The sequence below is a fragment of the Methylobacterium sp. CM6246 genome (assembly GCF_054818005.1).
The window spans coordinates 4,242,777-4,266,179 of sequence record NZ_JBTXKY010000001.1; the positions used below are offsets into that span (position 1 = coordinate 4,242,777).

At 67.2% G+C, this 23,403-nt stretch carries 25 protein-coding genes and 1 tRNA gene; 9 read left to right on the forward strand and 17 right to left on the reverse strand.

The annotated features are described in order from the left end of the window. Positions 1 to 308: 308 nt before the first annotated feature. The 6 genes from ACYQPG_RS20590 to ACYQPG_RS20615 all read right to left on the reverse strand — a co-directional run bounded on the left by ACYQPG_RS20590 (position 309) and on the right by ACYQPG_RS20615 (position 3,905). Positions 309 to 623 (reverse strand): hypothetical protein, encoded by a 315-nt coding sequence (locus ACYQPG_RS20590; protein ID WP_419830085.1) that lies wholly within the window; start codon positions 621 to 623, stop codon positions 309 to 311. 110 nt (positions 624 to 733) lie between these two features. Then, positions 734 to 868: a hypothetical protein gene (locus ACYQPG_RS20595; RefSeq protein WP_419828643.1), complete on the reverse strand. Its 135-nt coding sequence runs from the start codon at positions 866 to 868 to the stop codon at positions 734 to 736. 65 nt (positions 869 to 933) lie between these two features. Further along, positions 934 to 1,107, reverse strand: coding sequence for a hypothetical protein (locus ACYQPG_RS20600; protein WP_187278613.1), 174 nt, complete (start codon positions 1,105 to 1,107; stop codon positions 934 to 936). 860 nt (positions 1,108 to 1,967) lie between these two features. After that, complete coding sequence (locus tag ACYQPG_RS20605) at positions 1,968 to 2,261, reverse strand: hypothetical protein (RefSeq protein WP_147941411.1); 294 nt, start codon at positions 2,259 to 2,261, stop codon at positions 1,968 to 1,970. Positions 2,262 to 2,591: 330 nt separating this feature from the next. After that, positions 2,592 to 2,990 carry a hypothetical protein gene (locus ACYQPG_RS20610; RefSeq protein ID WP_461231635.1) on the reverse strand — a complete coding sequence of 133 codons (399 nt, stop codon included), beginning with the start codon at positions 2,988 to 2,990 and terminating at the stop codon, positions 2,592 to 2,594. Positions 2,991 to 3,722: 732 nt separating this feature from the next. Next, positions 3,723 to 3,905, reverse strand: a complete 183-nt coding sequence (locus ACYQPG_RS20615; protein ID WP_419830087.1) for a hypothetical protein — start codon at positions 3,903 to 3,905, stop codon at positions 3,723 to 3,725. Between the two features lie 335 nt (positions 3,906 to 4,240). On the opposite strand from ACYQPG_RS20615, the gene ACYQPG_RS20620 reads away from it, so the two are divergent. Further along, the gene (locus ACYQPG_RS20620) at positions 4,241 to 4,612 is read left to right on the forward strand and encodes a hypothetical protein (protein WP_461231636.1); all 372 of its coding nucleotides are present in this window, start codon (positions 4,241 to 4,243) and stop codon (positions 4,610 to 4,612) included. Then, positions 4,609 to 5,271, forward strand: a complete 663-nt coding sequence (locus tag ACYQPG_RS20625; RefSeq protein ID WP_419830089.1) for a hypothetical protein — start codon at positions 4,609 to 4,611, stop codon at positions 5,269 to 5,271. Before ACYQPG_RS20620 ends, ACYQPG_RS20625 begins: the two co-directional genes overlap by 4 nt. A 1,001-nt stretch (positions 5,272 to 6,272) precedes the next feature. On the opposite strand, the gene ACYQPG_RS20630 is transcribed toward ACYQPG_RS20625, so the two are convergent. From ACYQPG_RS20630 to glgX, 3 genes are all read right to left on the reverse strand, one after another. Beyond that, positions 6,273 to 6,449 carry a hypothetical protein gene (locus ACYQPG_RS20630; protein ID WP_461232541.1) on the reverse strand — a complete coding sequence of 59 codons (177 nt, stop codon included), beginning with the start codon at positions 6,447 to 6,449 and terminating at the stop codon, positions 6,273 to 6,275. A 145-nt stretch (positions 6,450 to 6,594) separates the two neighbouring features. After that, positions 6,595 to 6,684 (reverse strand) — tRNA-Ser (locus tag ACYQPG_RS20635). A 137-nt stretch (positions 6,685 to 6,821) separates the two neighbouring features. Then, positions 6,822 to 9,089, reverse strand: coding sequence for a glycogen debranching protein GlgX (glgX, locus tag ACYQPG_RS20640; protein ID WP_147910510.1), 2,268 nt, complete (start codon positions 9,087 to 9,089; stop codon positions 6,822 to 6,824). Between the two features lie 314 nt (positions 9,090 to 9,403). Here glgX and ACYQPG_RS20645 point away from each other — a divergent pair, with 314 nt between their 5' ends. Continuing rightward, positions 9,404 to 10,507 (forward strand): IS630 family transposase, encoded by a 1,104-nt coding sequence (locus tag ACYQPG_RS20645; RefSeq protein ID WP_461231637.1) that lies wholly within the window; start codon positions 9,404 to 9,406, stop codon positions 10,505 to 10,507. A 17-nt stretch (positions 10,508 to 10,524) separates the two neighbouring features. On the opposite strand, the gene ACYQPG_RS20650 is transcribed toward ACYQPG_RS20645, so the two are convergent. The 3 genes from ACYQPG_RS20650 to ACYQPG_RS20660 all read right to left on the reverse strand — a co-directional run bounded on the left by ACYQPG_RS20650 (position 10,525) and on the right by ACYQPG_RS20660 (position 13,456). Then, positions 10,525 to 11,505: an ABC transporter substrate-binding protein gene (locus ACYQPG_RS20650; protein ID WP_461231638.1), complete on the reverse strand. Its 981-nt coding sequence runs from the start codon at positions 11,503 to 11,505 to the stop codon at positions 10,525 to 10,527. A gap of 369 nt (positions 11,506 to 11,874) precedes the next feature. Then, a complete protein-coding gene (locus ACYQPG_RS20655) occupies positions 11,875 to 12,579 on the reverse strand; it encodes an NUDIX hydrolase (protein WP_461231639.1) in 705 nt (234 codons plus the stop codon). Beyond that, entirely contained in the window at positions 12,572 to 13,456 is an 885-nt protein-coding gene (locus ACYQPG_RS20660) for a PhzF family phenazine biosynthesis protein (RefSeq protein WP_461231640.1), read from the reverse strand. Before ACYQPG_RS20660 ends, ACYQPG_RS20655 begins: the two co-directional genes overlap by 8 nt. A 154-nt stretch (positions 13,457 to 13,610) precedes the next feature. On the opposite strand from ACYQPG_RS20660, the gene ACYQPG_RS20665 reads away from it, so the two are divergent. Next, positions 13,611 to 14,093: an OsmC family protein gene (locus tag ACYQPG_RS20665; RefSeq protein WP_461231641.1), complete on the forward strand. Its 483-nt coding sequence runs from the start codon at positions 13,611 to 13,613 to the stop codon at positions 14,091 to 14,093. 20 nt (positions 14,094 to 14,113) lie between these two features. On the opposite strand, the gene pdxY is transcribed toward ACYQPG_RS20665, so the two are convergent. The 3 genes from pdxY to ACYQPG_RS20680 form a co-directional block, all read right to left on the reverse strand. Further along, positions 14,114 to 14,962, reverse strand: a complete 849-nt coding sequence (gene pdxY, locus ACYQPG_RS20670; protein ID WP_461231642.1) for a pyridoxal kinase PdxY — start codon at positions 14,960 to 14,962, stop codon at positions 14,114 to 14,116. Positions 14,963 to 15,143: 181 nt separating this feature from the next. Continuing rightward, positions 15,144 to 15,728, reverse strand: coding sequence for a phospholipase A2 family protein (locus ACYQPG_RS20675; RefSeq protein ID WP_461231643.1), 585 nt, complete (start codon positions 15,726 to 15,728; stop codon positions 15,144 to 15,146). Positions 15,729 to 16,891: 1,163 nt separating this feature from the next. Then, a complete protein-coding gene (locus ACYQPG_RS20680; RefSeq protein WP_461231644.1) occupies positions 16,892 to 17,203 on the reverse strand; it encodes a hypothetical protein in 312 nt (103 codons plus the stop codon). 364 nt (positions 17,204 to 17,567) lie between these two features. Here ACYQPG_RS20680 and ACYQPG_RS20685 point away from each other — a divergent pair, with 364 nt between their 5' ends. The 4 genes from ACYQPG_RS20685 (at position 17,568) to ACYQPG_RS20700 (ending at position 21,260) form a co-directional block, all read left to right on the forward strand. Next, the gene (locus tag ACYQPG_RS20685; protein WP_147910855.1) at positions 17,568 to 18,089 is read left to right on the forward strand and encodes a DedA family protein; all 522 of its coding nucleotides are present in this window, start codon (positions 17,568 to 17,570) and stop codon (positions 18,087 to 18,089) included. Between the two features lie 16 nt (positions 18,090 to 18,105). After that, positions 18,106 to 18,882: a cobalamin-binding protein gene (locus ACYQPG_RS20690; protein ID WP_461231645.1), complete on the forward strand. Its 777-nt coding sequence runs from the start codon at positions 18,106 to 18,108 to the stop codon at positions 18,880 to 18,882. 120 nt (positions 18,883 to 19,002) lie between these two features. Continuing rightward, positions 19,003 to 19,509, forward strand: a complete 507-nt coding sequence (locus tag ACYQPG_RS20695) for an MmcB family DNA repair protein (RefSeq protein WP_461231646.1) — start codon at positions 19,003 to 19,005, stop codon at positions 19,507 to 19,509. Between the two features lie 140 nt (positions 19,510 to 19,649). Further along, positions 19,650 to 21,260, forward strand: a complete 1,611-nt coding sequence (locus ACYQPG_RS20700) for a Na+/H+ antiporter (protein ID WP_461231647.1) — start codon at positions 19,650 to 19,652, stop codon at positions 21,258 to 21,260. 144 nt (positions 21,261 to 21,404) lie between these two features. Here ACYQPG_RS20700 and ACYQPG_RS20705 read toward each other — a convergent pair whose 3' ends face one another. Further along, positions 21,405 to 21,680, reverse strand: a complete 276-nt coding sequence (locus tag ACYQPG_RS20705; protein ID WP_147941834.1) for a hypothetical protein — start codon at positions 21,678 to 21,680, stop codon at positions 21,405 to 21,407. Positions 21,681 to 21,833: 153 nt separating this feature from the next. Continuing rightward, entirely contained in the window at positions 21,834 to 22,292 is a 459-nt protein-coding gene (locus ACYQPG_RS20710; protein WP_461231648.1) for a GNAT family N-acetyltransferase, read from the reverse strand. Between the two features lie 167 nt (positions 22,293 to 22,459). On the opposite strand from ACYQPG_RS20710, the gene ACYQPG_RS20715 reads away from it, so the two are divergent. Continuing rightward, positions 22,460 to 23,371 carry a glycine--tRNA ligase subunit alpha gene (locus ACYQPG_RS20715; protein WP_461231649.1) on the forward strand — a complete coding sequence of 304 codons (912 nt, stop codon included), beginning with the start codon at positions 22,460 to 22,462 and terminating at the stop codon, positions 23,369 to 23,371. Positions 23,372 to 23,403 lie beyond the last annotated feature (32 nt).

The following is a 23,403-nucleotide window of genomic DNA, read 5'->3' on the forward strand; positions in this document are numbered from 1 at the left end:
CGCTTGCCCCACCAGCTGGTGCATCAGAACCTCGGGATCCTGGATGACGCCTGTATCCCAAGCTGAGAGGCCGCCCGATTTGTCATCGCAGCGGTCTCTCCTGCGCCTGAAATGCTGATACGGTCGGCCTGCCGCCTGGCGTAACGCACCAGGAGGCCCCTTACCTTCGCCCGCCCGGCTCACGCTGCGGCGGGCTTTCTTTTGGCTCTGGCCGGGGTATGAACGTGGGGATTTCCGACTCCCCCGAGTTCGAGGTCACAACCTTCGCCCGCCCGGCTCGCCGGCGCGGGCTTTTTCGTGCCCGGCCGTCAGCGTGGCTTCGGAGCTGGCGACTTCGGATCCTTGAAGGACCCACTCCGCCCCTCGGCCAAGCCGGTGTTCACGAAGTGCACCAACGGGTTGTGGCCAGAGGCAACCACATCAGGGTTCGCAGCCAGAAAGCCATCCGTGCTGAAGCCCGCGCTCGGGTCGCGGCCCTCCTTCCAGCCGTGCCGCAGATAGTGATCGAGTGGGTTTAACCCCACTGCCCGCACGTCTGGGTACGCGTTCAAATAGTAGGCCGAGTCGAAGCCCGGCAGCCGGACTTTGACGAACGACGGAGGCCGCTTGAACGGCTTCAGCATGCGAAATTTCATGATGGATCCACGAGCATGAGACATGCGCTCGATCCATCATTGCGAGATGTACTGCAACCTCAGCCCCGCCCGCCCAGTGCCGCGTGGGACGTCTTTGTTCACGCGACGGCAAGCCGGCGGTAGCTTTCAGCGAACGTTTCGGCGGCCTCACGGGTCAGATCGGTTACCACCAGGCCCGGACCGTAGACAGTCCAGCGCCCGTCCGTACCTTCGGAAATGCTGATTTCGGCCATGGCGCCCCTCCTGGAAGCGGAGGAGCAAAGCGGTTACGGCCTGACAGTTCCCTAAACGAGCCCGATCAGTGCCGATGGCGCTGGGGGAAGTGAGGGTCGAAAGTCTCGTTGCCTGCGCCGGCTGAGGCTTTCTTCACGCGGCGCTGCGCAGGGAAATGGGGGTCGTAGAGATCCTGCGGGGTATCGCGCTGCGCGGGCTTCACTGCACGCTCGTCGACGTGTCCGGTAGCTGTGCTCATGGCCTGCAATCCGACGTTGTCCGTCCGGACACATAGAACCGTCATGGTTGGGAAGCTGTTGCGTAGAGGCCACCGCGATGCCCTTGGCATCCGCGCCGAAGTCCTGGAACGGGCTTGCCGCCTCCCCGTTATCGCCTCAATCCATATTTCACGAGGCCGAGATGAACGCCGACCTGATCGAGACCCGCCAGCAGGCCTTGGATCTGCTCGATGCCGACATGATCACCTTCGGGGCCTATGTCGCCCTCTGCCGGCATAAGGGTTGGCAGGCCTGAAACAGCTGAAGGCTGATCGCCTTTGAGATAGCCCGCCCGGCCCAGCGCCGCGGCGGGTTTTTTTGTGCCCGCGCCCTGGAGCTATTCCGCGACCGAAACCAGCCAGTCTTGGCGGTAGTCACCGCGATAGGCGACCCGGGCTTTATCGCCGTGCTTTGCGGCGTACTCCCGTGCCTCGGTCTCGCTCCCAAAAACATAGAACTTGGACGACATAGCGCGCCTCCAGACGGTGTGCCTGAGGATAGAGATGGCGCTCGCTGGATCGGCGGCAATGCGCCTTTGTACTTACGCTCTTAGGTACCAGCTCGGTTGGCACCCTTCGGTAACGGCCCAGCGTCATCATGCATCCCGAGCCGCGTTGCATATCGGCTCGACCGCCGGTGAAATCGGACGCTCCCCCGCCCTATGAACAGATCGGGACGGGGCCGAGCGACAGTCAGCGCGAAGGCATCGGCCGCTGTGCCTGCGCCCCACCGGCAGCGACGACGAAGGCGAGGGCGGCGAGGGCGGTGCGCATGGCGGGAGGATAGCCACCGGCGCACAAGTGTCGAGGCGTCTACGACCGCCCCGCGTTCAGCGCCTCTTTCACGAGGAGCCCGCGGCTTCTGAGTGGCGCGGTGAGCCCTCAGCATCCTCATCCAGGAGCGCTGATTTAGCGGCTGCCATCCGCTTTCCGATTTCGTGCACGACCTCCTCGACAAGCGGAGGCCATGCCATGTTGTTGTCCTTGAGGAACCGAGCTGCGCCGACAAGCGCCGTAAATTTCTGGGTGGGGATCGGCTGCCCCATGACCTGCGCCTCCAACATCTGCTCAGCGAGAGCTGTCGATAGGCGGAGGATCTCGTCCACCTTGGGAGGCTGAGGGTTGGCGTCGCTCATTTAGGTGGCCCTTTGCCTTTAGGTGCTCGGTGAGCGACATCCGCTGCGCCCTCAGAGGGCTTTGCTCTCCCGGGCCAGCCGCAATGCCTTCAGCTGGGCCGTCCGTTCGTCGGTTGCGTGCTGCTTGTCCTCAACTTCCCCCCGAACATTCACCGCATTCTCCAGGCGCGCAGTTGCCCTGGCCGCCCTTGAGTCCAGTTGGCCGCGGGCGGTGTGGGGAAGATCAGACATGGGCGGTCCTATCATGTCGGCCGGAAAACTTAGTGCAGTTCTGTGGCGTCAGGATCGCTTCGCCTTCGGCGTTTCCTCGCAGAGGCGGCGGATAGGAGCTTACATGCATCCGGCGCGCCTCAAGGCGCCCATCAGTTTCCGTCCGATATGGAAGCCATTCAGGGCCTCAGAGCCGAGGACGCGCACGTGCTCGGCCGTGCCGGTCCGATGATAGAGAAAGACCTGGTAGGTCGGCTTAAGTTGTCCAGCATCGAGAGCGCTCACTTGGCCGCAGAACTCGATCTCATGCCCAGCTTCTGTGGTGATGCGCCGGACGTTGCGGAAGCGGATCAGTAGGGCGTCCGGAAACTCAGATGCAACCCGCACTCGCATCTCTGCTTCCGGCTCCGCACCTGATCTCGGCGCGTCCGGCGCGTCGAGGCCAAGGCCGTCTTGCGCATAAGCACCGGATTGGAAGAGCAAGAGCGCTACCACAGCACCGAGGGGTGCGCTTTTCATTTTAGGTAGCCCTTCGCATTCAGGTGCTCGGTGAGGCGCACTAGTTTGCCTCCTCGGGATCCTCACGCCGTACAAAGCGCTATCGGTTAGCTAGTCTGTTACAGCGCATCCCAGAGCCAAGCCGCTCCCATCATGGCGAACCCGCCGCACACCAAAGCCACTACGATGTAGCGGTGCAAGCGATCGTAGATCGGTATCGGCATAGACGGGTGCTCGCATAAGCGGAACAACTGATGCCCACGAACGGCATTCGACCGCCAGCGATAAATCTTAACAGTTCGTCAATTCAGCATTTGCGTGGTTCGCGGGCCACAGAGTCTGAAAGTCAGCCCACGTTGCGGCTCACAAGGCCGCCAAGAACCACAACCGCGACGACGGCAATTGCAACTACGGCGGCAATCAGGATGGCTCGCATCTGCCCGCTCCCTGGTCGCCGCCGAGCGTCGCGCTCATTTCAGATAGCCCTTCGCCTCGGGGCGCTTCATGATCTGCGTTCGCTGTGGCCTCAGGATCCGGCGCTATCGCGAGTAAGTCGCTGCTGTCTAAGTTTCGCCGTACGCTCCTCCACAACCTGACGCTCCTCCTCGATTTCAACCCAGACCTCGGCGGAGTTCGTCTCGCGGGTCTCAGCCTTCAAGTGCAGGCTTGTGTGATCGTTGGAGTGTATGATCGGAAAGTGAGACATTAGCCCTCCGCGATGATTGGGAGCGGTTGAGATGCTAGCGCTGTGTGTCAGAGCTTCTTCATCTCGCCCGCGGAGCTATCTCGTTCCAGGCGCGCAGCCTTCAGCCGGGCCGTGTTTTGATCCGCATCGCTGATACCTGGTATGACGGAGATCTTGTCGCCGAGGTGGTCCTGTATCTTGGCGAACGCGGCCTCGGCCTGCTTGCGCTCTTTACTATGATTTTCAGGCAAACTGCATTCCTTAGTTTGCTCCCTCCGGATCCTCGCGGTGCCTCACGTAGCCCTGGCCTGTAAGCCAGTCCGTAAGAGCGTACCGGATCGCCTCCGGACGGGTTGGCTTCGGATCGGGCTGATCAGCAATCCAGGCGTCGAGGGGGGCAACCTGTTCAGGCTGCACCCGGACCTGGATCTGAATGCCGGTTTGCTTCCCGCGGGTTCTACCCGTGCGCATATGGTACCATAGTTGACGTGCCTCACGCCTAGTGGTACCACAACTGCGGGCCGGAAGGAAGATTGAGCCCTTCCATCCGGCCCTTACCACCAACCGCATCTGGAGGATGCTGTTCATGGCTATTCACGCCCATAGCACACGCACGCCCTTATTACCCCAGTCCGGCAACCCGCGGCCCCTATTAGGTCAAGGGCTCGGCCGGCAGCTGGGTCCCGTCACCAGGGCGATCCGAGCCTGCCGCGAGACCGACCTCGCCGACCAGGTCATCACCGAGATCCAGATCTGCCTCGACAGCTTCTTCGCCGATGCGGACCGCCAGCGCGTCCGTGAGCTGCGCCGCCGGATCGCTGACCGGATCGAGGCGGACCTGGCCTTATTAGATGCGCTCGACGGCGACGCTGACCGCGAGCCGGAGGCGCTGGACGCCTCGGCCACCGAGTGGACCGGCCGTAGCGCTCACCGCTTCAATGTCGTGAGGGCGGCATGAGCGCTCCCGCATCCCGTCGAGACGATCTCACCAGCTTGATCTTCGACATGGAGGACGCGGTTCGAAATCTCGTCCGCTGGGGCCAGGCGGTCCGCGCCATGGGCTGCTCGGGCTGCGACGTCGAAGCCGGCGCCCTCTACGTCGTGGGCGACGCGATGGTGGAAGCCGCCGTGAAGGTCGAGCGACTGGGAGCGCGCCTTCGAACTGTCCCGCCCGCTGCGGGAGGGCGCACGATGAGCATCGCATGCGTCGACTGGGGTCAGATCTTAGCCCTGGAGGATGACATCATGCACCTGGATCGTCTGGCCAACGTGCTGACGACCCTCGGCACGCACGACGACGTCGTGCACCGCGAGTGCATCTACGTGATGGGCTGCATGCTCAGCCAGATTGGCAAGCGGCTGGAGGCCAATTACGGGGCCATCAAGCCGATCCGAGACGGGGGCGCTGTGACCGCCTTCACTCGCCTCGGCGTCCTGGCCGGCCACGTCGTTGGCTTCGCTTGGCTCGGCCGCCGCGTGCTCCTGGCCTGGCTCGCCCATCGTGACCTGCAGCGAGCCAAGGTGCTGCTGCGGCGCTCGGACCGGCGGTTCGCAGCTTCAGGGTTGTTCGCTGTGCCTGTCACGGCCAGCGGCGTGCCGCGGGTGTGTCGATCGTGAGAGGGCATCCACGCCCGCCCGGAAAAGCTTTGGCTGGCTCGTCAAGCGGGCGTGGAAGGTCAGCGACCCATCCCGCCGCTAACACCGGCCGCCTTACCCCAGGGCAGTCAAATGCGAAACTGTTTCGCTTTTCGCGGAACGGAACCGATTTCAGTCTTGCCGTGCTGAATGTGAAAAACCACGCCCACTCGCTGGGTATCGGGGGGAAAACCAAGAAGCGGGCGTGGGGTCGCTTTGCACAGCAGTTACTCACGCCGTTTGGTGTCTTAGGGAAAACCCAAGCGGCTGGAGCGGATTGTCGAATTTGAGATCGACCCGTCTTTGCTACCGCGGCGCGATACGACGCGTCTCTAACCTATGCCAATGACGCTCCCCGAAACCGGGGATCGCAAAACCTGAGTGGAACACAGGTTATCTTCGGATCGGACAGAAGCCCTTTCGCTCACAGGTGAACGAAAGCATCCACGCCCGCCACCCTCACACCGGGTGGATGTTTGGGCGGCGGGCGTGGATCGTCAAGGAGCCGCCCAGCCCGCTGACAAAACCAACCTAACCGGCATCGGCCAGCGGAAATACAAACTGGGTTGGAAGTCTGACCGGCACGCGGCTCGTATATTCTGCAAGGCTCGCTGCGAGCGTTCGCAGCGACAGCCAGACTCCCTGGAGATTTCCCCAGTGACGGTCGCTCTTGCCGCCAACGTTGTCAGTCGAAGCATCCACGCCCGCCGGGCCGCCACCGTCGAAGTGAAACCGTCGGCGGGCGTGGAAGATCGGCGCTGGGCCGACAAAGGCAGGATGCCGACGAGAGATTGACGCTAAGTTGATAGCGGCAACCACCAGCGACATCCACGCCCGCCCCATCGGTGAGTTGAGGGGCACTGTCGAGACGGACGTGGAAGGTCGGCTGGAGAGTCGACACCCAAGAATACGGCTCCTTGCTTGTTCGGTCGATGGCCCCGAACGCAGCCCTCATGAATGCTACTCGCGCATCCCGTGCGGGCTCACCCCTTGGCTGCACACACGGTCACGGCGGTAGCCCCAGAAAAAGTGCGGTTAGACTCGGCGATCATTTTTGCCGCTTCTTCACACGCATGTTTGCTGTTGAACTCGATGGACCCGATCGCAGAACCCGAGCCTGAGCCTGATCCGGCCAGCATGATGATGAGCACGTAGATCAAGGCACCCTCCTCGGAACGAGGATGCCGCCACGGGATCAAGTGACGCCCGCGCACCCCCGTGCGAGCGGCTTGTAGGTATCATTGTAAGCAAGGTTGAGATGGAAACCGCTAACTCGTTGAGGATAAACGGGTTTTGCGGGTCAATTGGCGGAGGGAGCGGGATTCGAACCCGCGATACGGTTTCCCGTATACACACTTTCCAGGCGTGCGCCTTCAACCACTCGGCCACCCCTCCGACCGCGGACAGGGCGCCCGGGCACCGAGGCGCCGGACGCGACCAGGGCCGCGCGGTGCGGTGCTGTTAGCCGGGTGCGCCGCCGGGCGCAAGCGGCGGACCCTGAGCGAGACGAAAACCGTCCCGCTCAGCGCGTCTCAGGCCTCCGGGTCGAGGTGGAAATGCACGCTCTCGACGTTGGCGCGCTCAAAAGCCTGCATCACGTGCTGGTAGGAGCGCTCCATCTCGGTGGCGTCGTCGCCCGGGGTGTCCTCGGGCTTGAGCACGAACATCAGGAGCGAGCGCCCGGTCACGTCGTAGCCATTGCCGAACGGGAAGCTCTCGACGTCCTGGCTGTCGGGCAGGTTGGTGTCGAGCAGCCGGGTCCAGGCCACGCCGTTGGGCGATTCGGGCAGAGTGAACGTCACCAGGTCGTGGTGGGCGTTGAACATGATCAGCAGCGTGGCGTCGCCGCCCCGGCGGTGCAGGCCGGTGGCCTGGGCACGCCCGTCGAGCTGGACCGCGAACGCCTTCGCCGCCCCCTCGGACCAGTTCTCGCTGGCCATCTCGCCCCCGTCCGGGCGCAGCCAGGTCACGTCCTTGACGCCGAACTCCTCGTCGTACTGCCCGGTGAGGAAGCGTCCGCGGCTGAGGATCGGCAGGGCGTTGCGCAGGATGACCAGGCGCTGGGTGAACTCCGCGAGATCGCGCTCCTCGTCGCCGATCGCCCCCCAGTCGAGCCAAGAGACCTCGTTGTCCTGGCAATAGGCGTTGTTGTTGCCGTTCTGGGTGCGGGCGAACTCGTCGCCGGCGAGCAGCATCGGGGTGCCGCGCGACAGGAACAGGGTCGCCAGCATGTTGCGCATCTGGCGCAGCCGCACGGCCCGGATCGCCGGGTCCTCGGTCGGGCCCTCGGCGCCGTAATTGTACGAGAGGTTGTGCGAGTGGCCGTCGCGGTTGCCCTCGCCGTTCGCCTCGTTGTGCTTCTCGTTGTAGGCCACCGTGTCATGCAGGGTGAAGCCGTCATGGGCGGTGAGGAAGTTCACCGAGGCCCAGGGTTTACGGCCGCGCTTGTCGAACTTGTCGGCCGAGCCCGAGACCCGGGCGGCGAGGTCCGGCAGCAGGCCGGGATCGCCCCGCCAATAGGCGCGCACGTCGTCGCGGAACCGGTCGTTCCACTCGGCCCAGCCCGGCGGGAAGCCGCCGACCTGGTAGCCGCCGGGGCCGCAATCCCACGGCTCGGCGATCAGCTTGACGCCGTTGAGCACCGGGTCCTGCCGGCAGGTGTCGAGGAAGCCGCCGCCCTCGTCGAAGCCGTAGGGCTCACGGCCGAGGATCGTGGCCAGGTCGAACCGGAAGCCGTCGACCCGCATCTCGGTGGCCCAGTAGCGCAGGGAGTCGGTCACCAGCTGCAGCACCCGCGGGTGCGACAGGTTGAAGGTGTTCCCGGTGCCTGTGTCGTTGATGTAGTAGCGCGGCTCGCCCGGCAGGAGCCGGTAGTAGGAGGCGTTGTCGACGCCCTTGAACGACAGGGTCGGGCCCTTCTCGTTGCCCTCGGCGGTGTGGTTGTAGACCACGTCGAGGATCACCTCGAGGCCGGCGCCGTGGAAGCGTGAGACCATCTCCTTGAACTCGGAGAAGGCGAAGTCCGGCACCGCCGCGTAGCGCCGGGCGGGGGTGAAGAACGAGATCGTGTTGTAGCCCCAGTAATTCACCAGGTTCTTCTGCTGCAGGTAGTCGTCCTGCACGAAGGAATGCACCGGGAGCAGCTCCACCGAAGTGACGCCGAGGCTCTTGATGTAGTCGAGCACGTCGGGCGTGCCGAGGCCGGCATAGGTGCCGCGCAGCTTCTCCGGAACCCGCGGGTCGAGCTTGGTCATGCCCTTCACGTGGGCCTCGTAGAAGATCGTCTTCTCCCACGGCACGTTGGGCTTGCGGTGCCGGCCCCAAGTGAAGGCCGGGTCGATCACCCGCGAGCGGCGGTTGAACGGCGCGCTGTCGCGCTCGTCGAAGGTCAGGTCGTCGCCCGATTCCATCTGGTAGCCGAACAGGGCAGGGTTCCAGGTGATCGAGCCCACCAGTCCCTTGGCGTAGGGGTCGATCAGGAGCTTGTTGTGGTTGAACCGGTGGCCGGCCTTCGGCTCGTAGGGGCCGTGGACCCGGTAGCCGTAGATCGTGCCGGGCCGCGCATCCGGCAGGTAGCCGTGCCAGATCTCGTCCGTGTATTCGGGGAGCTCGATCCGCTCGATCTCCTTCTCGCCCTGGTCGTCGAACAGGCAGAGTTCGACCTTGGTGGCGTGGGCCGAGAACAGGGCGAAGTTGACGCCCAGCCCGTCCCAGGTGGCGCCGAGCGGATAGGGCTGGCCTTCCTGGATGCGCGTGCGGGTCGCGCGGGACGAGTTTGTCGAACGGGTCGGGTCGGCCATGGGAGCTCCGGTGCTGGCAGCCCGGAACGCCGGCCGCGCGTCGCGGGACGCCTCGGCCGGTGACCCCGGACTGCAACGCAAACGTCCCGGGAACAGCGAAGCTCCCGCCGGGGCGGGCGAATTTTTGCGGTGCGGTTCGGGCCGGCGGGCCCCGCCTCTCGCGCCGCGTGCCGCATATCGGAACCGGCACGCGGCGCGAGTTTTTCGCTGCGCATCGTCGTTTTCCGAAAGCCGGAATCCACCCTTTGGGACGATGCCCTAGTGTCGTGCGCCTGAAGTTTGTGACAATGTGGGGGGGCTGTTGGGAGGTGCTGATGGCCTACCGCGTGCTCACCCCGCTCGACCTCAGCGCCGAGGAACGAGCCGAGCTTGAGAGCTGGGCTCGCCGCCGCAAGACAGCCCAGGGGCTCGCCCTGCGCGCGAGGATCGTGCTGCGGGCTGCCGACGGGCTGAACAACACGAGCATCGCGGCCGAGTTGGCCACCGGCAAGCACACAGTCGGCAAGTGGCGCGAACGGTTCGCCAGCGCGGGCACGGACGGGCTCCTGGACGAGCCTCGCTCGGGGGCACCGCGCCGGATCGGCGACGAACAGGTCGCCGAACTCATCGACCGCACGCTGTCTGAGCGGCCGCCGGGCGCCAGCCACTGGAGCCGGCGCAGCATGGCCAAGGCCAGCGGCGTGTCGGGCACGACGGTCGGGCGTGTGTGGCGAGCGTTTGGCCTGCAGCCGCATCGGTCCGAGACCTTCAAGCTCTCGACCGACCCACTCTTTGCCGAGAAGGTGCGCGACATCGTCGGGCTCTATCTGGCCCCACCCGCCCGCGCCCTGGTTCTCTGCGTGGACGAGAAGTCCCAGGTGCAGGCGCTCGATCGCACGCAGCCGCTGTTGCCACTACGGCCCGGGCAGGCCGAGCGGCGCACCCACGACTATGCCCGGCACGGCACCACCAGCCTGTTTGCCGCGTTCGACGTGAAGGCCGGGACGGTGATCGGGCAGTGCTATCCGCGTCACCGCGCCAGCGAGTTCCGCCGCTTCCTGGACGAGATCGAGGCGGCGGTGCCGGCCGACCTCGACGTGCACTTGGTGCTCGACAACTCGGCGACGCACAAGACCAAGCTGATCCGCGACTGGCTGACCCAGCGCCCACGCTACCACGTGCACTTCACGCCGACTTCCGCCTCGTGGATCAACCAAGTTGAGCGGTGGTTCGGCCTGCTGACGGACCGGGCAATCCGACGTGGCGTGCACTGTTCGGTGGAGGAGCTTGAACGCGACATCCGCGCGTTCATCGAGGCCACGAACGCTGACCCGAAGCCATTCCGATGGGTGAAGTCGGCCGATGCCATCCTGGCTAGCGTCAAGCGCTTCTGCCTGCGAACGCTCGACACAGATCCTCACAATGCACCTTTGCCATAAACTTCAGGCGCAGGACACTAGTTCGCGTTCGGAGCCGGCGCGGTGATGCTGCGGTCGAGCACCCGGCCGACGTCGAGCCGCTTGGCCAGGATGCCGTAGCGGGTCGCGCGATCGGACGCCTCCTGGACCTCCGCGACCACGCCGTCGTCGATGTTGATCGGGCTGGTCCGCTGCGCCGCATAGGCCGCCAGCAGCACATCCTCCGGCAGGCGTGTCAGGGCGGCGGTGCTCTTGGCGTATTCGGGGAGATGGTCGAGCGACCACAGCCGGGCCCTGTTCAGGCGGTCCAGCAGGTCCTGCACGGCCGCCCGCTTGGTGGCGATGGCGGTGTCGGAGGCGACAATGAACGTGATGGTCGGGGTCAGGCCCGCGCCGTCGGCGATCACCCGGGCGTTGTCCTTGCGGGTCGCGAACGAGACGTAGGGCTCCCAGACCGCCCAGGCATCGATCGAGCCGGCGACCAGGGCGACCTTGGCGTCCACGGGGTTGAGCGGCGCGAAGGTGGCGTCCTCCAACCTAATCCGCGTCTTCTCCAGGGTCGCGTCGATCAGGAACTGGCCCCAGCCGCCGCGGGTGCCGGCCAGGCGCTTGCCCGCGAGGTCGGCGGCCGACCGGATCGGGGAATCCTGGCGGACCAGGATCGCATGGCTCCGCGGGTCCGATTTCGTGCCGCCGACCGCCTTGATCGGGGCGCCGGCCGCGTAGGCCGTGAGCAGCGACAGGTCGCCGGTATAGCCGACATCGAGGGCGCCGGCATTGAGCGCCTCCAGGATCGGCGCGGCGGCGGGGAATTCCGACCAGGCGATCGTGTAGCGCAGGTCTTTTCCGAAGCCGGAGATCTCCAGCAGCGCGCGGTTGCCGCCCTTCTGGTCGCCGACCCGCAGCATCACGGGCTCGGCCGCGCAGGACGGGGCGGCCGCCGACAGCATCAGGGCGGCGGCGAGCCAGGCGGCCGCGTGCCGGCGGGTCGTTCTCGGGGCGTCAGAGAGGATGCGCATGTCGCCCGTTTCGTTGCCCGGCGCAGCGTGCGCGAGGGGTCCAGCGGAGCGGCCAAGTCTATGGAAGCGCCTGCGGCGAACAAGGAAACGACACTCCGTATTGCGGGCACATCGGGTGATGGCGGTGTCGGGTTTCGTCGCGCGAGAGAAGATACGTGTCGTTGCGGCGGGCCTCTCTCACCCAACCGGGTCTTCGTGAGGTGCGTTCGCGCAGCGGAGGTTTCGAAGGAGCCCTCCAGCCGGCCGCGCGATCCCCGGAGGGCTCCTTCGAGGCTCGGTGCGCTCGCACCTCAGGATGAGGGGACTGGGTGGGAGCGGCCCTCGTCCGATGACCAGCCCTCAGCCTCCCTGCCGCCGGGCTCCGGCAGCCTACACCGCAAAAGCATCCGCCAGATACGCCCGCACGAAGCCCGGCATCCGAGTCGCCTCCGGACCGTCGGCCGCGCGCGCCACGTGGATCCCGGCGAGTTCCGGCTCCGCCTCCCGGCGGCGGTGGGCCTCGATGCGGGCGCACAGGGCGTCGGCCGTCTCCGGGAACCGCACCGGGCGCAGGAAGGCGAGCTGCCCCTCCCCGGCCAGCAGCACCCAGTCGGTCGCGGCATCCGCCGGCAGCGCCAGGCCGGTCTCCTCGGCAAGCTCCCGGGCGGCGCTGCCGGCGAGGTCGACGGTCTCGCCCCGCACGTCGTCGAGGTCGGGCGTGCCGCACGGGAAGTAGAGCTGGCCGGCATTGGCCGTATGGGTGCCCATCGCGCCGAGCAGCACCCCACCGTCCAGGCTCCCGGGCACGATCGCCGCGAAGGCGTTGACCACGCCGGCTTCCGTGCGGCCCTGGTCCCGGTAGGCGATGAAGCTGGAATAGCGGGCGGCAAACAGGTCGACCCGGGCAATCCCGTCCGCGACCGACCAGGCGCGGGCGAGCAACACGGTGCCGTCGAACATCCCGGGGCTGCGGGCGCGCCGCGCCTGCCAGTGTTCGGCGATTTCCGCTTCGTGGTCCCGGGCGAACGGCCAGTCATGCGCGACGAGTCGCGCCGTGACCCCGGCGAGCCGGGTGATCCGGAAGCCGTCAGACACGCAAGGTCCCGTCCGACACGATCACGGCCGAGCCGCCGATCTCCACCGAGCGAAGGGCGCCGGCCGCGATCGTGAGCTGGAGCGCGATGGCGCTCGGCCGGCCCATGGCCTCGCCCTGCTGGATCGCCACGTCGTGGGTGCCGTCGCCCAGGGTCTCGAACTGCATCAGCACCCCCGCGAAGGCGGCGGCCGCCGAGCCGGTGGCGGGATCCTCCGCGATACCGAGATGCGGCGCGAACATCCGCACCCGCCAGCTCTGGCCCGTCCCCTCGGGGTCTGGCGCGTAGAGGTAGAGCCCGTCCTGCGCCTCCGGTCCTCGCGCCGGCTGGGCGGAATCGAGCGCCGCCACCGTGGCCACCGGCACGCAGGTGAAGGTCGGCCCGACCCCGTGGCGGCTCGGGACGTGCCGGCCGGTGCAGAGATCGCCGGGCTCGAGCCCGAGGAGCGGCGCGAGCACCGCCGGCTCCGGGCCGGCGCCCAGAAATTCCGGCAGGGCCGGCAGCTTGAACCGTGCCCGGCCGCCGCTGCCGTCGGACAGCGTCTCGACCACGCAGGGCACGATCCCGATCCGCTCCTCCAGGCCGAAGGCCCGGGCATCGCCCCGGGACGGGTCCTCCAGCGCGAGCAGCACGGCGCTCCCCACGGTCGGGTGGCCGGCGAACGGAAGCTCGTGCCGCGGCGTGAAGATCCGCAGACGCGCCCGCTGCCGCGCGTCGGTGGGCGGCAGCACGAACACCGTCTCGGACAGGTTGAACTCCGCCGCGATCGCCTGCATCGCGGCCGTGTCGAGCCCCTCGGCGTCGCGCACCACGGCCAGCGGGTTGCCGGCGAGTTTTTGGTCGGTGAACACGTCGAGGGTGACGAAGCGGCGCGCCATCGTGTCGGTCCTCCGGGCGGCGCCCGCGACCGGCTGGCGGCTGCGGCGCGCTTTGCTAAGGCTGTGCGAACGCCCGACTCGATCCGGGCGGCGCGGTCCCAGAGCCTAGCCCAGTGCGGCACCGCTTCCCAGGCCGCGGAGACGGGAGGGAGCCATGCCCGACACGGAGCACGCCTACGCGGTCACGGTGACCTGGACCGGCAACACCGGGGCCGGCACCCGGACCTATCGCGGCTACGACCGCGCCTTCGAGGCCGCCTCCCCGGGCAAGCCGGTGATCGCCGGCTCGTCCGACCCGGCCTTCCGGGGCGACCCGGCGCGCTGGAACCCGGAGGACCTGCTGGTGGCCTCGCTCTCGGCCTGCCACAAGCTCTGGTATCTCGGCCTGTGCGCGCAGGCCGGGATCGTGGTGACGGCCTACGCCGACACCGCCGAGGGCCGCATGACCGAGGAGCCCGGCGGCGCGGGCCAGTTCACCACGGTCACCCTGCGCCCGCGCGTGACCGTCACGGCGGAATCGGACGCCGCCGCCGCCCTGGCGCTGCACCACCGGGCGCACGCGCAATGCTTCATCGCCCGCTCGGTGAACTTTGCGGTGACGCACGAACCGACCATCGTGCGGGAGGGCGTGGATTGAGGGCGTGCGCGATCCGGCCCCTACACCGCCTCGACCAAAAAGGTCTCGGTCGGGGTCACGTATTCCGCCTGCGCGGCCACGGTGAGGATCTCCCGGGAGCCCGCCGCCGCGGTGCGCTTCAGGAGGCCGTAGACCGAGGCGGCGGCCGCGCCCAAAGCCGTGGCGGCCGAGCCGGTGCGGGCGTAGTGGACCAGGAACAGGGCCGCGATGCAGTCGCCAGCGCCGTTCACCGCGATGGCGAGGCGCGGGGTGCGGACCCGGAACACCCGGCCCTCCGCCCCGGCCAGCAGGTCGATCCGGTCGGGCGGCGTGTCGGCGCAGAGCGCCGAGGTGACCAGCACCACCCGGGGGCCCCGGGCCTGGAGCGCCGCGATCGCGGCCGCCGCCTCCGGCAGGGTCCGGCTCGGCAGGTCGGTGAGCCGGTCGAGCTCGAACTGGTTGGGGGTGAGGATGTCGGCCGCCGGCACGGCGTGGTCACGCAGGAACGCCTCGATCCCGGGCCGCACGTAGACGCCCTCCGCGACGTCGCCGATCACCGGGTCGCAGCAATAGAGGGCCTGCGGGTTCGCGGCCCGCACGGAGGCCACCGCCTCCAGGATCGCCGCCCCGATCGCGGCCGAGCCCATGTAGCCCGACAGCACCGCGTCGCAGCCGGGAAACACCCCGCGCTCGCCGATGCCCCGCACCACGTCGCGGATCATGTCCGCCTCGAAGATCGGGCCGCGCCACGCCCCGTAGCCGGTGTGGTTGGAGAACTGCACCGTGTGCACCGGCCAGACTTCGACCCCGAGCCGCTGCATCGGGAACACCGCCGACGCGTTGCCGACATGCCCGTAGGCGACGTGGGACTGGATCGACAGGACGTTCAACGCGGGTGATTCCCGGTGCCGTGAGGAGAGCCGCTGCTGTCGGCGATCCGGCGCGCGGGCGCAAGCGCGGGGGGCACGCCGCGAGCGGCGCGGTTCGGACGGCCGGCCCGCCTCGGGTTCGGCCCCCGCGGCCGGCAGGCGGGCCGGACCGCGTCCCGCTCGGCTGGACGGCGGGAGCGGATCAGGGCGCGCGGCAGCGCATGGCCACCGTCGCCTGCGTGACGCTCAGCGCCCGGCGCCGCGTCTCCAGCGAGGCGCCCGGCGCGTCCGAGACGGACGCGGCCTCCCGCTTCAGCGTAGCGTCGCAGGCGCAGGAGCTGTAGCCGGCGGCGTCGTAGCAGGCGTCGTGGCGCATGCAGGCGGCATCGAGGGCGTCGATCGGGGGCAGGCCCTCGCCGCGCTGGCCCGTGCCGCAATAATTGCCGTGGAACAGGTCCTCGCCGGCCGCGACCTTGCCGAGATCGCCCTTGGGCGGCGCCGGCGCCTCCGCCTGCCCGCTCGGGTTGAGGTCGTTGGCCGGGCCGCCAGCCTTGGAGCCCGACGCCCGCAGCGCCTTGGGGATGCCGGAGCGCTCGCCCGGCTCGTTGAGCGCCTCGCCCGCCCGGCCGTTCGGATCGGACAGGTCCGGCAGCGGCGGCGGCGGCCCCGGGCGGGGCTCGTCCGCCTCCAGGGTGGTATACGCCTCACCGGCGACGGCCTGCGCCCGGACATGCTGCGGGACGGCCAGGAGCGACAGCCCGAGGAGGACGAGAAGGGTGGGTCTCACGGCAGGCTCCCGAATGCGGAGCCAGCAATGCGGAGCGCGACTGTTCCGTTCCGAAGTCGGTCTGCGCAGCGGGGCCGGGTCGGGGGCGTCCTGCGCGGTTGGGGCCGAGCCCCGAGAGGCCGCCAGCACGGCGCGCCCGGTGCCGACCCGTCTGCGCCCGCCGATGCCCCGGACCGTGGCGCGGATTGTTTCCGCGTCGAAGACGGGGCGTCAGTCGAGATGGTTTGAGAATGGGACGGTGTGGACCGGCCCGACCTCGACCCCGCGCCGCTGCATCGGGACCATCGAAGCCGCGTTGCCAATCGGGCCGTAGTCGACGTCGGACTAGATCGACAGGGTGTTCAACGCCGGTAATTCTCGGATCGCGGGGGAGAACCGCCGCTGCGGGCGATATTGTCCTAGATCTTGGTTTAAAAAGAGCCTGCATATCTAGCGGTAATTTTGTAAAATTAGTTTGTCCGTATCTTATAAGGCGCCATCGGGATTAAATAAATCCGTTTGCTTCGGAGGGCGATCGGGAACGAAGCGCATGACCTTTTTAATTTTGTAAGTTGGTTGTTTGGCGTTACTGTCGGAGTCATAAGGCGTGATTATTTCCAACACAACTTGGTACGCATCCTCTGATAGTGCGCCGCCTCTTTCCAGTGTATCTTGTGCAATTGTTGTCGCAATAATGTCTGCGTGTATGGTTTCCAGCCCAAGGCGAAACCGCCAGTTTATTGCGCTTGCATCGTATACCGGCGAATAAACGCTTAGCCATGCGGGTGTTTCTTCAACGTCTGGCTCGTTGACCTATTTGCTTTCTTCTATGCCCTTCACACAAGATGCGGCGATATTGGCAACCTCTTCGGGTGTAAAATTTTCCGGCGTATCCTCTTGATTCCCAGAAACACGCATTGTTTCAAAGCCATCATGCCCCAGTGGCAAAAAAGCATCCTGAGTTGCTTGAAGCGTCTTTGGATCTTTTGACAGGCTATATATTTCTGGTGTCAGGCAAACCCTATTGTCATTGCCTTTTATTGTGACTTTTATAATTCCGCGCGGGTCGGATCCGACTCTTTATTCTATAATATCTTGGCCTTTTTCCGCTCGAGATATTTCAAAAAATTTATTTAGCCTGTTGCAAGCCCAACTCCATATAGCGGACCTTTCGGAAGGCCGATCTATACAAATATTTCTTTCGCGATTTTTACTTGATCCAGGCCGAGAAATTGCTTGATTTGATCGTAAAAACCATTGATCGGTTCAATATTTATGTTAAAGCATTTGTGCCCGGAATCTGAGACAACTAAAACTTTAGTTGTGGATTTTTTGCCATCAAACTCTGTATTAGCCTCGCGCAGCAGTCGGCCAAAAGCCAGCAGCGCTGGCGCCAAGTTCCGGACATCAATAGAGTGGTCGTCCGCACGAGAGGGGCCATCGTAAGCAACTAAGAACTCTTGCCGGCTCATCGGCACGTCCTCGGCTTGAGCCATTTGTACCCCTCCTTCACAGACAGCGAAGAGTGCAAATCGCGTTTAAGTTGTCCATCCATGACATGGCCGGATTCAGCAGGAAGCTTAACCGCTGTGATAAAACTGCTGCAGGCTCCTTATGGAGCTATCTATAGCACGCGAACAAAGGATGAACAAACTGGCGGATTACCGACCCCTGCAATGCCGGCTCTGGATTTGCCGTCGGTAGCAAGAACAATCGCAAAGGGCGATCAATCAATATGTCAGGTTCATAGGCTGGTGCTCCCGCCCCTACTCCCAAGCCTAGTTCAATCACCCAAAACCCTTGTCCCCGGCCCCCTCCCGCCTCAGATGGGTCCGATCCCCCCGCCGCCCCCCGAGCCCGATGGACATCGAAGCCCTGCGGACCTCCACCCTCGCCTTCGTCGAGGCGCACAAGGTCTGGACGCCGCTGATCGCCGGGGGGCTCGCCTTCTGCGAGTCGATCGCGATCCTGTCGCTGTTCGTGCCGGCCACCGTGATCCTGATCGGCATCGGCGCCCTGGTCGGGGGGGCCGACATCCCGCTCTGGCCGGTGATCGGCGCCGCCGCCCTGGGGGCCGCGCTGGGGGATTGGCTCTCCTACGAGGCCGGGCGCTGGGTCGGGCCGGGCGCCCGCACCAAGTGGCCGTTGCGGCGCTACCCCGACCTCGTCGCCAAGGCGGAACGCTTCATCGGCCGCTGGGGCATCGCCGCGGTGGCGCTGGGGCGCTTCTTCGGGCCGGCCCGGGCCCTGGTGCCGCTGCTCGCCGGCACCCTCGGGCTGGCGCGGCTGCCGTTCCAGCTGGCCAATGTCGGCTCGGCGCTGGTCTGGGCCTTCGTGCTGCTCGCCCCCGGGGCCGGGCTGCTCGCCTGGCTCGACCGATGATCCGGTCGGCCCGCTGATGCGCCGCTTCCCGCCGGAGCGCATCGTCTGCCTCACCGAGGAGACCGTCGAGACCTTGTACCTTCTGGGTGAGGAGGACCGGATCGTCGGCGTCTCGGGCTACGCGGTGCGCCCGCCCCGGGTCCGGCGGGAGAAGCTCCGGGTCTCGGCCTTCACCAGCGCCGACATCCCAAAGATCCTGGCCCTGGCGCCGGACCTCGTCCTGGCGTTCTCCGACCTCCAGGCCGACATCGCCGCCGATCTCGCCCGCGCGGGTATCGCCGTACACCTGTTCAACCAGAGGGATGTGGCGGGCTGCCTCGCTATGGTCCGCACCCTGGGGGCTCTGGTCGGGGTCCCGGAGCGGGCCGACGCGCTCGCACGGTTCTTCGAAGAATCCCTGCATTCCGCCGCCGCACAGGCCCCGACCCGGCCCAGACTTCGCGTTTACTTCGAAGAGTGGGACGCGCCGATGATCTCCGGAATCGGCTGGATCTCCGAATTAATCGGCTTCGCCGGCGGCCAGGATGTGTTCCCCGAACTCAGCCGGCAGCCGGCCGCGAAGGACCGGATCGTCACCGCCGACCAAGTGATCGCCGCCGCCCCCGACGTGATCCTGGCCTCCTGGTGCGGCAAGAAGGTCAACGTCGACCGCATCCGCGCCCGCCCCGGCTGGGACGCGATCCCGGCGGTGCAGATCGGCCGGATCCACGAGATCAAGGCCCCGCTGATCCTCCAGCCGGGCCCCGCCGCGCTCACCGACGGGTTCGCTGCGATCCAGGCCTTCCTGGCTTAAGCCTCTGAATTCAAGTGGATGTTCATTCCGGGTGGCGGGGGCGATGCCGCGCCGCAGGTGACGGATCGGTCGCGGTTCGGCAGGATGTCCCGATTCGACACAGGCGCATCCCGCAACCGCATGTCCGCTTCCCTCGGCCTCCCCGCGCTCCCGGCGGGCGACGTGATCCTGCCCCCCGACAGACGGCAATCGCCGACCGCCCTGCGGATCCAGCGCGGCGTGCGCCGCCTGTTCTCCGAGATGGGCTGCGTCACCCTGCCGGAATTCTCCCTGGTCAACGGCCGCCGCGCCGACGTGATTGCCCTGTGCGGCGCCGGCCGGCTCACCATCGTGGAGATCAAGTCGAGCGTCGCGGATTTCCGCGCCGACAGAAAGTGGCCTGATTACAGGGACTTCTGCGACCGGTTCTTCTTCGCGATCCCCGAGGACGTGCCGGAATCGCTGATCCCGGAGGCATGTGGCCTGATCGTCGCCGACGCCTACGGCGCCGGCATCCTGCGGGAAGCCCCGGAGCACCCGCTCAGCGGCCCCCGCCGCAAGGCCGTCACCCTCCGCTTCGCCCACAGCGCCGCCCGCATCCTCCACGCGCTGGCCGACCCGGGCGCTGTGCGGAAAGGGGCGCTTTGACGAGGGATTTCAACGGGTAAGCCCTTTGGGGGGGCGGTGGCGGAGCCCCGGGACCTGCAAGGCTTTGCTCTATACCCACAACAGGTCTCGGACCTTTTGAAACCCTGACGTTTTCGTGAAGACTACGCTATGGGCGGGTGATGACGCCCGTTGCCCTGTTCGAATTGATTCTCGCGCTCCTCGGGGCGGCCCTTCTGCTGTCGCTCGCAGCCGGACGGCTCGGGTTTCCCCCGGCCGCCGCCCTGGTGCTGGGCGGCATGGCGCTGGCGGTGGCGCCGGGCCTGCCGGCCTTCGATCTCGATCCGGACCTGATCATGGTCCTGTTCCTGCCGCCGCTGCTGCTCGAATCGGCCTATTTCACCGTCTGGCGCGACTTCCGCGCGAGCCTCGGCGCGATCCTGTCGCTCTCGCTCGGGGCGGTGCTGTTCACCACCCTGGTGGTCGGGCTCGTCGCCCACGCGGTGGTGCCGGCCCTGCCCTGGGCCGCCTGCTTCGCGCTCGGCGCCATCGTGTCGCCGCCGGACGCGGTCGCCGCCAAGGCGGTGCTGGCCCGGGTCGCCCTGCCCCGCCGGATGGTCACGGTCCTGGAGGGCGAGAGCCTCGTCAACGACGCGTCCGGCCTCGTGCTCTACCGGTTCGCCGTTGCGGCGGCGCTGACCGGCAGCTTCAGCGTCTGGGCGGCTGCGGGCAGCTTCGCCTGGCTGGCGGTGGCGGGCGTCGCGGTCGGGCTCGCCTGCGGCCTGGCGGTGAACGCGCTGGTGCGGCGCCTGCACGACGCCAACGCCGTGGCGGTACTGAGTTTTCTGGCTTCCTACGCCGCCTACCTCGCCGCCGAGGAGGTCCACGCCTCCGGGGTGCTCGCCGTGGTCGCGTGCGGGCTGATGATGGGCGGGCGCGAGCACGAGACCTTCGATGCTCATGTCCGGCGTCACGCCGTGTCGGTGTGGGAATTCGTGGTCTTCGTGCTGGAGGCCCTGGTCTTCGTGCTGATCGGGCTGGCCCTGCGCGGCGTGCTGGCCCGGTCCGGTGGCGACCTCGGCGCGCTCGCCACCGGTCTGCCGCTGGCGGTCACCGTCACGGTCGCATGCGTGACCGCGCGGCTGCTGTGGGTGTTCCCCGCCGTCTACCTGCGGCGGACCCTGTCGGCCCGGGTTCGCGCCCAGGAGCCCCGCCCGGACCCGCGGGTGCCGCTGATCATCGGCTGGGCCGGCATGCGCGGGGTGGTGACCCTGGCCGCTGCCCTGGCACTGCCGGTGGACTTTCCGGGCCGTGACGCGATCCTGGTGGCGGCCTTCGCGGTGATCCTGTTCACGGTCCTGATCCAGGGCACGACGCTTGGTCCGCTGATCCGGTGGCTACGCCTCGACCCGCGCCAGAGCCTCCCGGAGGGCCATCTCGACGCCGCGATGGCCCGGGTGGTGATGAACGAGGCCGGGCTCGGTGCCCTACAGCGGCTGGTGGCGCCCGGGTCCGGCGCGCTGCAGCATCCGCGCCTGGTCGAGGAGTACCGTCGCCGGGTGCGGGCATCGTCCCGGGACCGCGACGAGCGTGGGGCGCTGGCCGCCGAGAAGACCGAGCATTTCGCCGCCGCGCTGCTCGCGGTGCGGTCCGGGCGCTCGGCGCTGATCGCCCTGCACCGGGAGAACCGCATCCACAGCTCGGTGTTGCGGGCCCTGGAAGGGGAGATCGACCTGGAGGAACTCCACCTGAAGCGCCTGGCCGGCGAGGCGCCGGCGCACGGCGCCGTCTAAGCCCGAACTCCGAGCGGAGCGTCGGGGATCTCGAGGCTAAGCGTTCGCGCATCCTGCCGGATGTCGGAACCAGCACGTTGCGCTGGCATCTTGATCCGCAACGTTTTTTTCCGAAAGCCGGCGGCCGCCTTTCGGAACGATGCCTTAGCGGGTGGTGCAGGCGTCGGCCGGGTTGCTGTAGCCGCTGTAGACGACCCGCACCTTGCGCAGGCAGGGGGCGGCCTCCTTGGGCGCCGCCACGGGGGAGACCTCCACCGGCTCCACCCGCAGGCTCGCCGTGACGGTCGGCTCCTCAGGGGTCGCCAGCGCGCGGCTGGCGCTCATCACGAACGGGGTGGCAACCATCGCCGAGACGGCGAGCGCGGCCAAGACGGCAAAGTTCTTGCGGCCGAAATCGTGACGCGTGCGAGCCTGATGCATGACTGGTGGTCCGTCGTATTCGGCAGCGCTGAGGTGCCGAAATCCCCTGTTTGCGGCGATAACTTGGCCGCGAACTTGACGGTTCCCGCTATGCCGAGAAAACGGCCCCGCTTGCGTGCTTCGCCACACAACCGGGGCGCCCGTGCGAAGGATTCAGACGATCCTACGGTACTGCACGAAGCCCGACCGCTCCGCGATCCGGTCGTAGAGCAGCATCGCGTCGCTATTGGTCTCATGGGTCAACCAATGGACGCGTGAGCAGCCGGCGGCTTTTGCGGCCGCGTAGACATGCGTGATCAGCCGACGGCCGATTCCCGCGCCACGAACTGTGTCCGCCACGAACAGGTCCTGCAGGTAGCAGTAATCGCCGATCGTCCAGGCCGAGCGGTGGCGGATGTGGTGGACCAGCCCGACCGCCTCGGCGCCCCGCCAGGCCAGGGCGCCGTCGACCGGTTCGGCCGGGTCGTTGAGACGGGCCCAGGTGCAGTCCGTGACGGCCTCGGCGATCTCGACCTTGTAGAAGGCCTGGTAGCCCCGCCAGAGCGGCAGCCACGCCGCCCGATCCTCCGGGGCGATCGGACGGATGGCGATGGTCTCCGGTTCGAGGGTCATGGTCCGCGTCTCCCGCATGGCACAGGGGGAGAGCTGACCACCCTCCGTACCCCGGGCGCAAGCGCAACCGCGCCCGCCCCGCTGGCCCTTCGTCTTGCACCCCCCGCCGCCCGCACCTAAACCGGCCCGCCGACCCCCAGACCCGCATCGCCGAGCCGTCTCCGCCCATGTCCCAAAAGAAATCGTTCCAGGGGCTGATCCTGACGCTGCAGGAGTTCTGGGCCGCGCAGGGCTGCGTGATCCTCCAGCCTTACGACATGGAGGTCGGCGCCGGCACGTTCCATCCGGCGACGACGCTGCGCGCGCTCGGCCCGAAGCCCTGGAAGGCCGCCTATGTCCAGCCGTCGCGCCGGCCCAAGGACGGCCGCTACGGCGAGAATCCCAACCGGCTCCAGCATTATTACCAGTTCCAGGTGATCCTGAAGCCGAACCCGCCCAACCTCCAGGAACTCTACCTCGCCTCCCTCGACGCGATCGGGGTCGACCTGAAGCTCCACGATATCCGCTTCGTCGAGGACGATTGGGAGAGCCCGACGCTCGGCGCCTGGGGCCTCGGCTGGGAATGCTGGTGCGACGGGATGGAGGTCAGCCAGTTCACCTACTTCCAGCAGGTGGCGGGCTTCGAATGCGCGCCCGTGGCCGGCGAGCTGACCTACGGCCTCGAGCGGCTCGCCATGTACGTCCAGGGTGTCGAGAACGTCTACGACCTCGACTTCAACGGCGCCGAGGGCGCGGACCGGATCACCTACGGCGACGTGTTCCTGCAGGCCGAGCAGGAATATTCCCGGCACAACTTCGAGGCGGCCGACACCGCGATGCTGTTCCGCCAGTTCACCGACGCGGAGGCCGCCTGCCGGTCCTATCTCGACGCCGGCGCGCCCGCCGCCGAGACCGAGCGCCACCGCATGGCGCAACCGGCCTACGACCAGTGCATCAAGGCGAGCCACGTCTTCAACCTGCTCGACGCCCGCGGGGTCATCTCGGTCACCGAGCGCCAGAGCTACATCCTGCGGGTGCGGGAACTCGCCAAGGCCTGCGGCGCGGCGTGGCTCAAGACGGCGGCCGGTGGAGCCCCTTGAGCCCTCGCGCGTTGCAACCCCCGCCAATCGGC

What these genes read in the sequence shown, in the direction of transcription:
- ACYQPG_RS20590 (WP_419830085.1), bottom strand. Translation starts at nt 623, where the DNA reads ATGCTGAAGCCGTTCAAGCGGCCTCCGTCGTTCGTCAAAGTCCGGCTG.
- ACYQPG_RS20595 (WP_419828643.1), bottom strand. Translation starts at nt 868, where the DNA reads ATGGCCGAAATCAGCATTTCCGAAGGTACGGACGGGCGCTGGACTGTC.
- ACYQPG_RS20600 (WP_187278613.1), bottom strand. Translation starts at nt 1,107, where the DNA reads ATGAGCACAGCTACCGGACACGTCGACGAGCGTGCAGTGAAGCCCGCG.
- ACYQPG_RS20605 (WP_147941411.1), bottom strand. Translation starts at nt 2,261, where the DNA reads ATGAGCGACGCCAACCCTCAGCCTCCCAAGGTGGACGAGATCCTCCGC.
- ACYQPG_RS20610 (WP_461231635.1), bottom strand. Translation starts at nt 2,990, where the DNA reads ATGAAAAGCGCACCCCTCGGTGCTGTGGTAGCGCTCTTGCTCTTCCAA.
- ACYQPG_RS20620 (WP_461231636.1), top strand. Translation starts at nt 4,241, where the DNA reads ATGGCTATTCACGCCCATAGCACACGCACGCCCTTATTACCCCAGTCC.
- ACYQPG_RS20625 (WP_419830089.1), top strand. Translation starts at nt 4,609, where the DNA reads ATGAGCGCTCCCGCATCCCGTCGAGACGATCTCACCAGCTTGATCTTC.
- glgX (WP_147910510.1), bottom strand. Translation starts at nt 9,089, where the DNA reads ATGGCCGACCCGACCCGTTCGACAAACTCGTCCCGCGCGACCCGCACG.
- ACYQPG_RS20645 (WP_461231637.1), top strand. Translation starts at nt 9,404, where the DNA reads ATGGCCTACCGCGTGCTCACCCCGCTCGACCTCAGCGCCGAGGAACGA.
- ACYQPG_RS20650 (WP_461231638.1), bottom strand. Translation starts at nt 11,505, where the DNA reads ATGCGCATCCTCTCTGACGCCCCGAGAACGACCCGCCGGCACGCGGCC.
- ACYQPG_RS20660 (WP_461231640.1), bottom strand. Translation starts at nt 13,456, where the DNA reads ATGGCGCGCCGCTTCGTCACCCTCGACGTGTTCACCGACCAAAAACTC.
- ACYQPG_RS20665 (WP_461231641.1), top strand. Translation starts at nt 13,611, where the DNA reads ATGCCCGACACGGAGCACGCCTACGCGGTCACGGTGACCTGGACCGGC.
- ACYQPG_RS20680 (WP_461231644.1), bottom strand. Translation starts at nt 17,203, where the DNA reads ATGGCTCAAGCCGAGGACGTGCCGATGAGCCGGCAAGAGTTCTTAGTT.
- ACYQPG_RS20685 (WP_147910855.1), top strand. Translation starts at nt 17,568, where the DNA reads ATGGACATCGAAGCCCTGCGGACCTCCACCCTCGCCTTCGTCGAGGCG.
- ACYQPG_RS20690 (WP_461231645.1), top strand. Translation starts at nt 18,106, where the DNA reads ATGCGCCGCTTCCCGCCGGAGCGCATCGTCTGCCTCACCGAGGAGACC.
- ACYQPG_RS20695 (WP_461231646.1), top strand. Translation starts at nt 19,003, where the DNA reads ATGTCCGCTTCCCTCGGCCTCCCCGCGCTCCCGGCGGGCGACGTGATC.
- ACYQPG_RS20700 (WP_461231647.1), top strand. Translation starts at nt 19,650, where the DNA reads ATGACGCCCGTTGCCCTGTTCGAATTGATTCTCGCGCTCCTCGGGGCG.
- ACYQPG_RS20705 (WP_147941834.1), bottom strand. Translation starts at nt 21,680, where the DNA reads ATGCATCAGGCTCGCACGCGTCACGATTTCGGCCGCAAGAACTTTGCC.
- ACYQPG_RS20710 (WP_461231648.1), bottom strand. Translation starts at nt 22,292, where the DNA reads ATGACCCTCGAACCGGAGACCATCGCCATCCGTCCGATCGCCCCGGAG.
- ACYQPG_RS20715 (WP_461231649.1), top strand. Translation starts at nt 22,460, where the DNA reads ATGTCCCAAAAGAAATCGTTCCAGGGGCTGATCCTGACGCTGCAGGAG.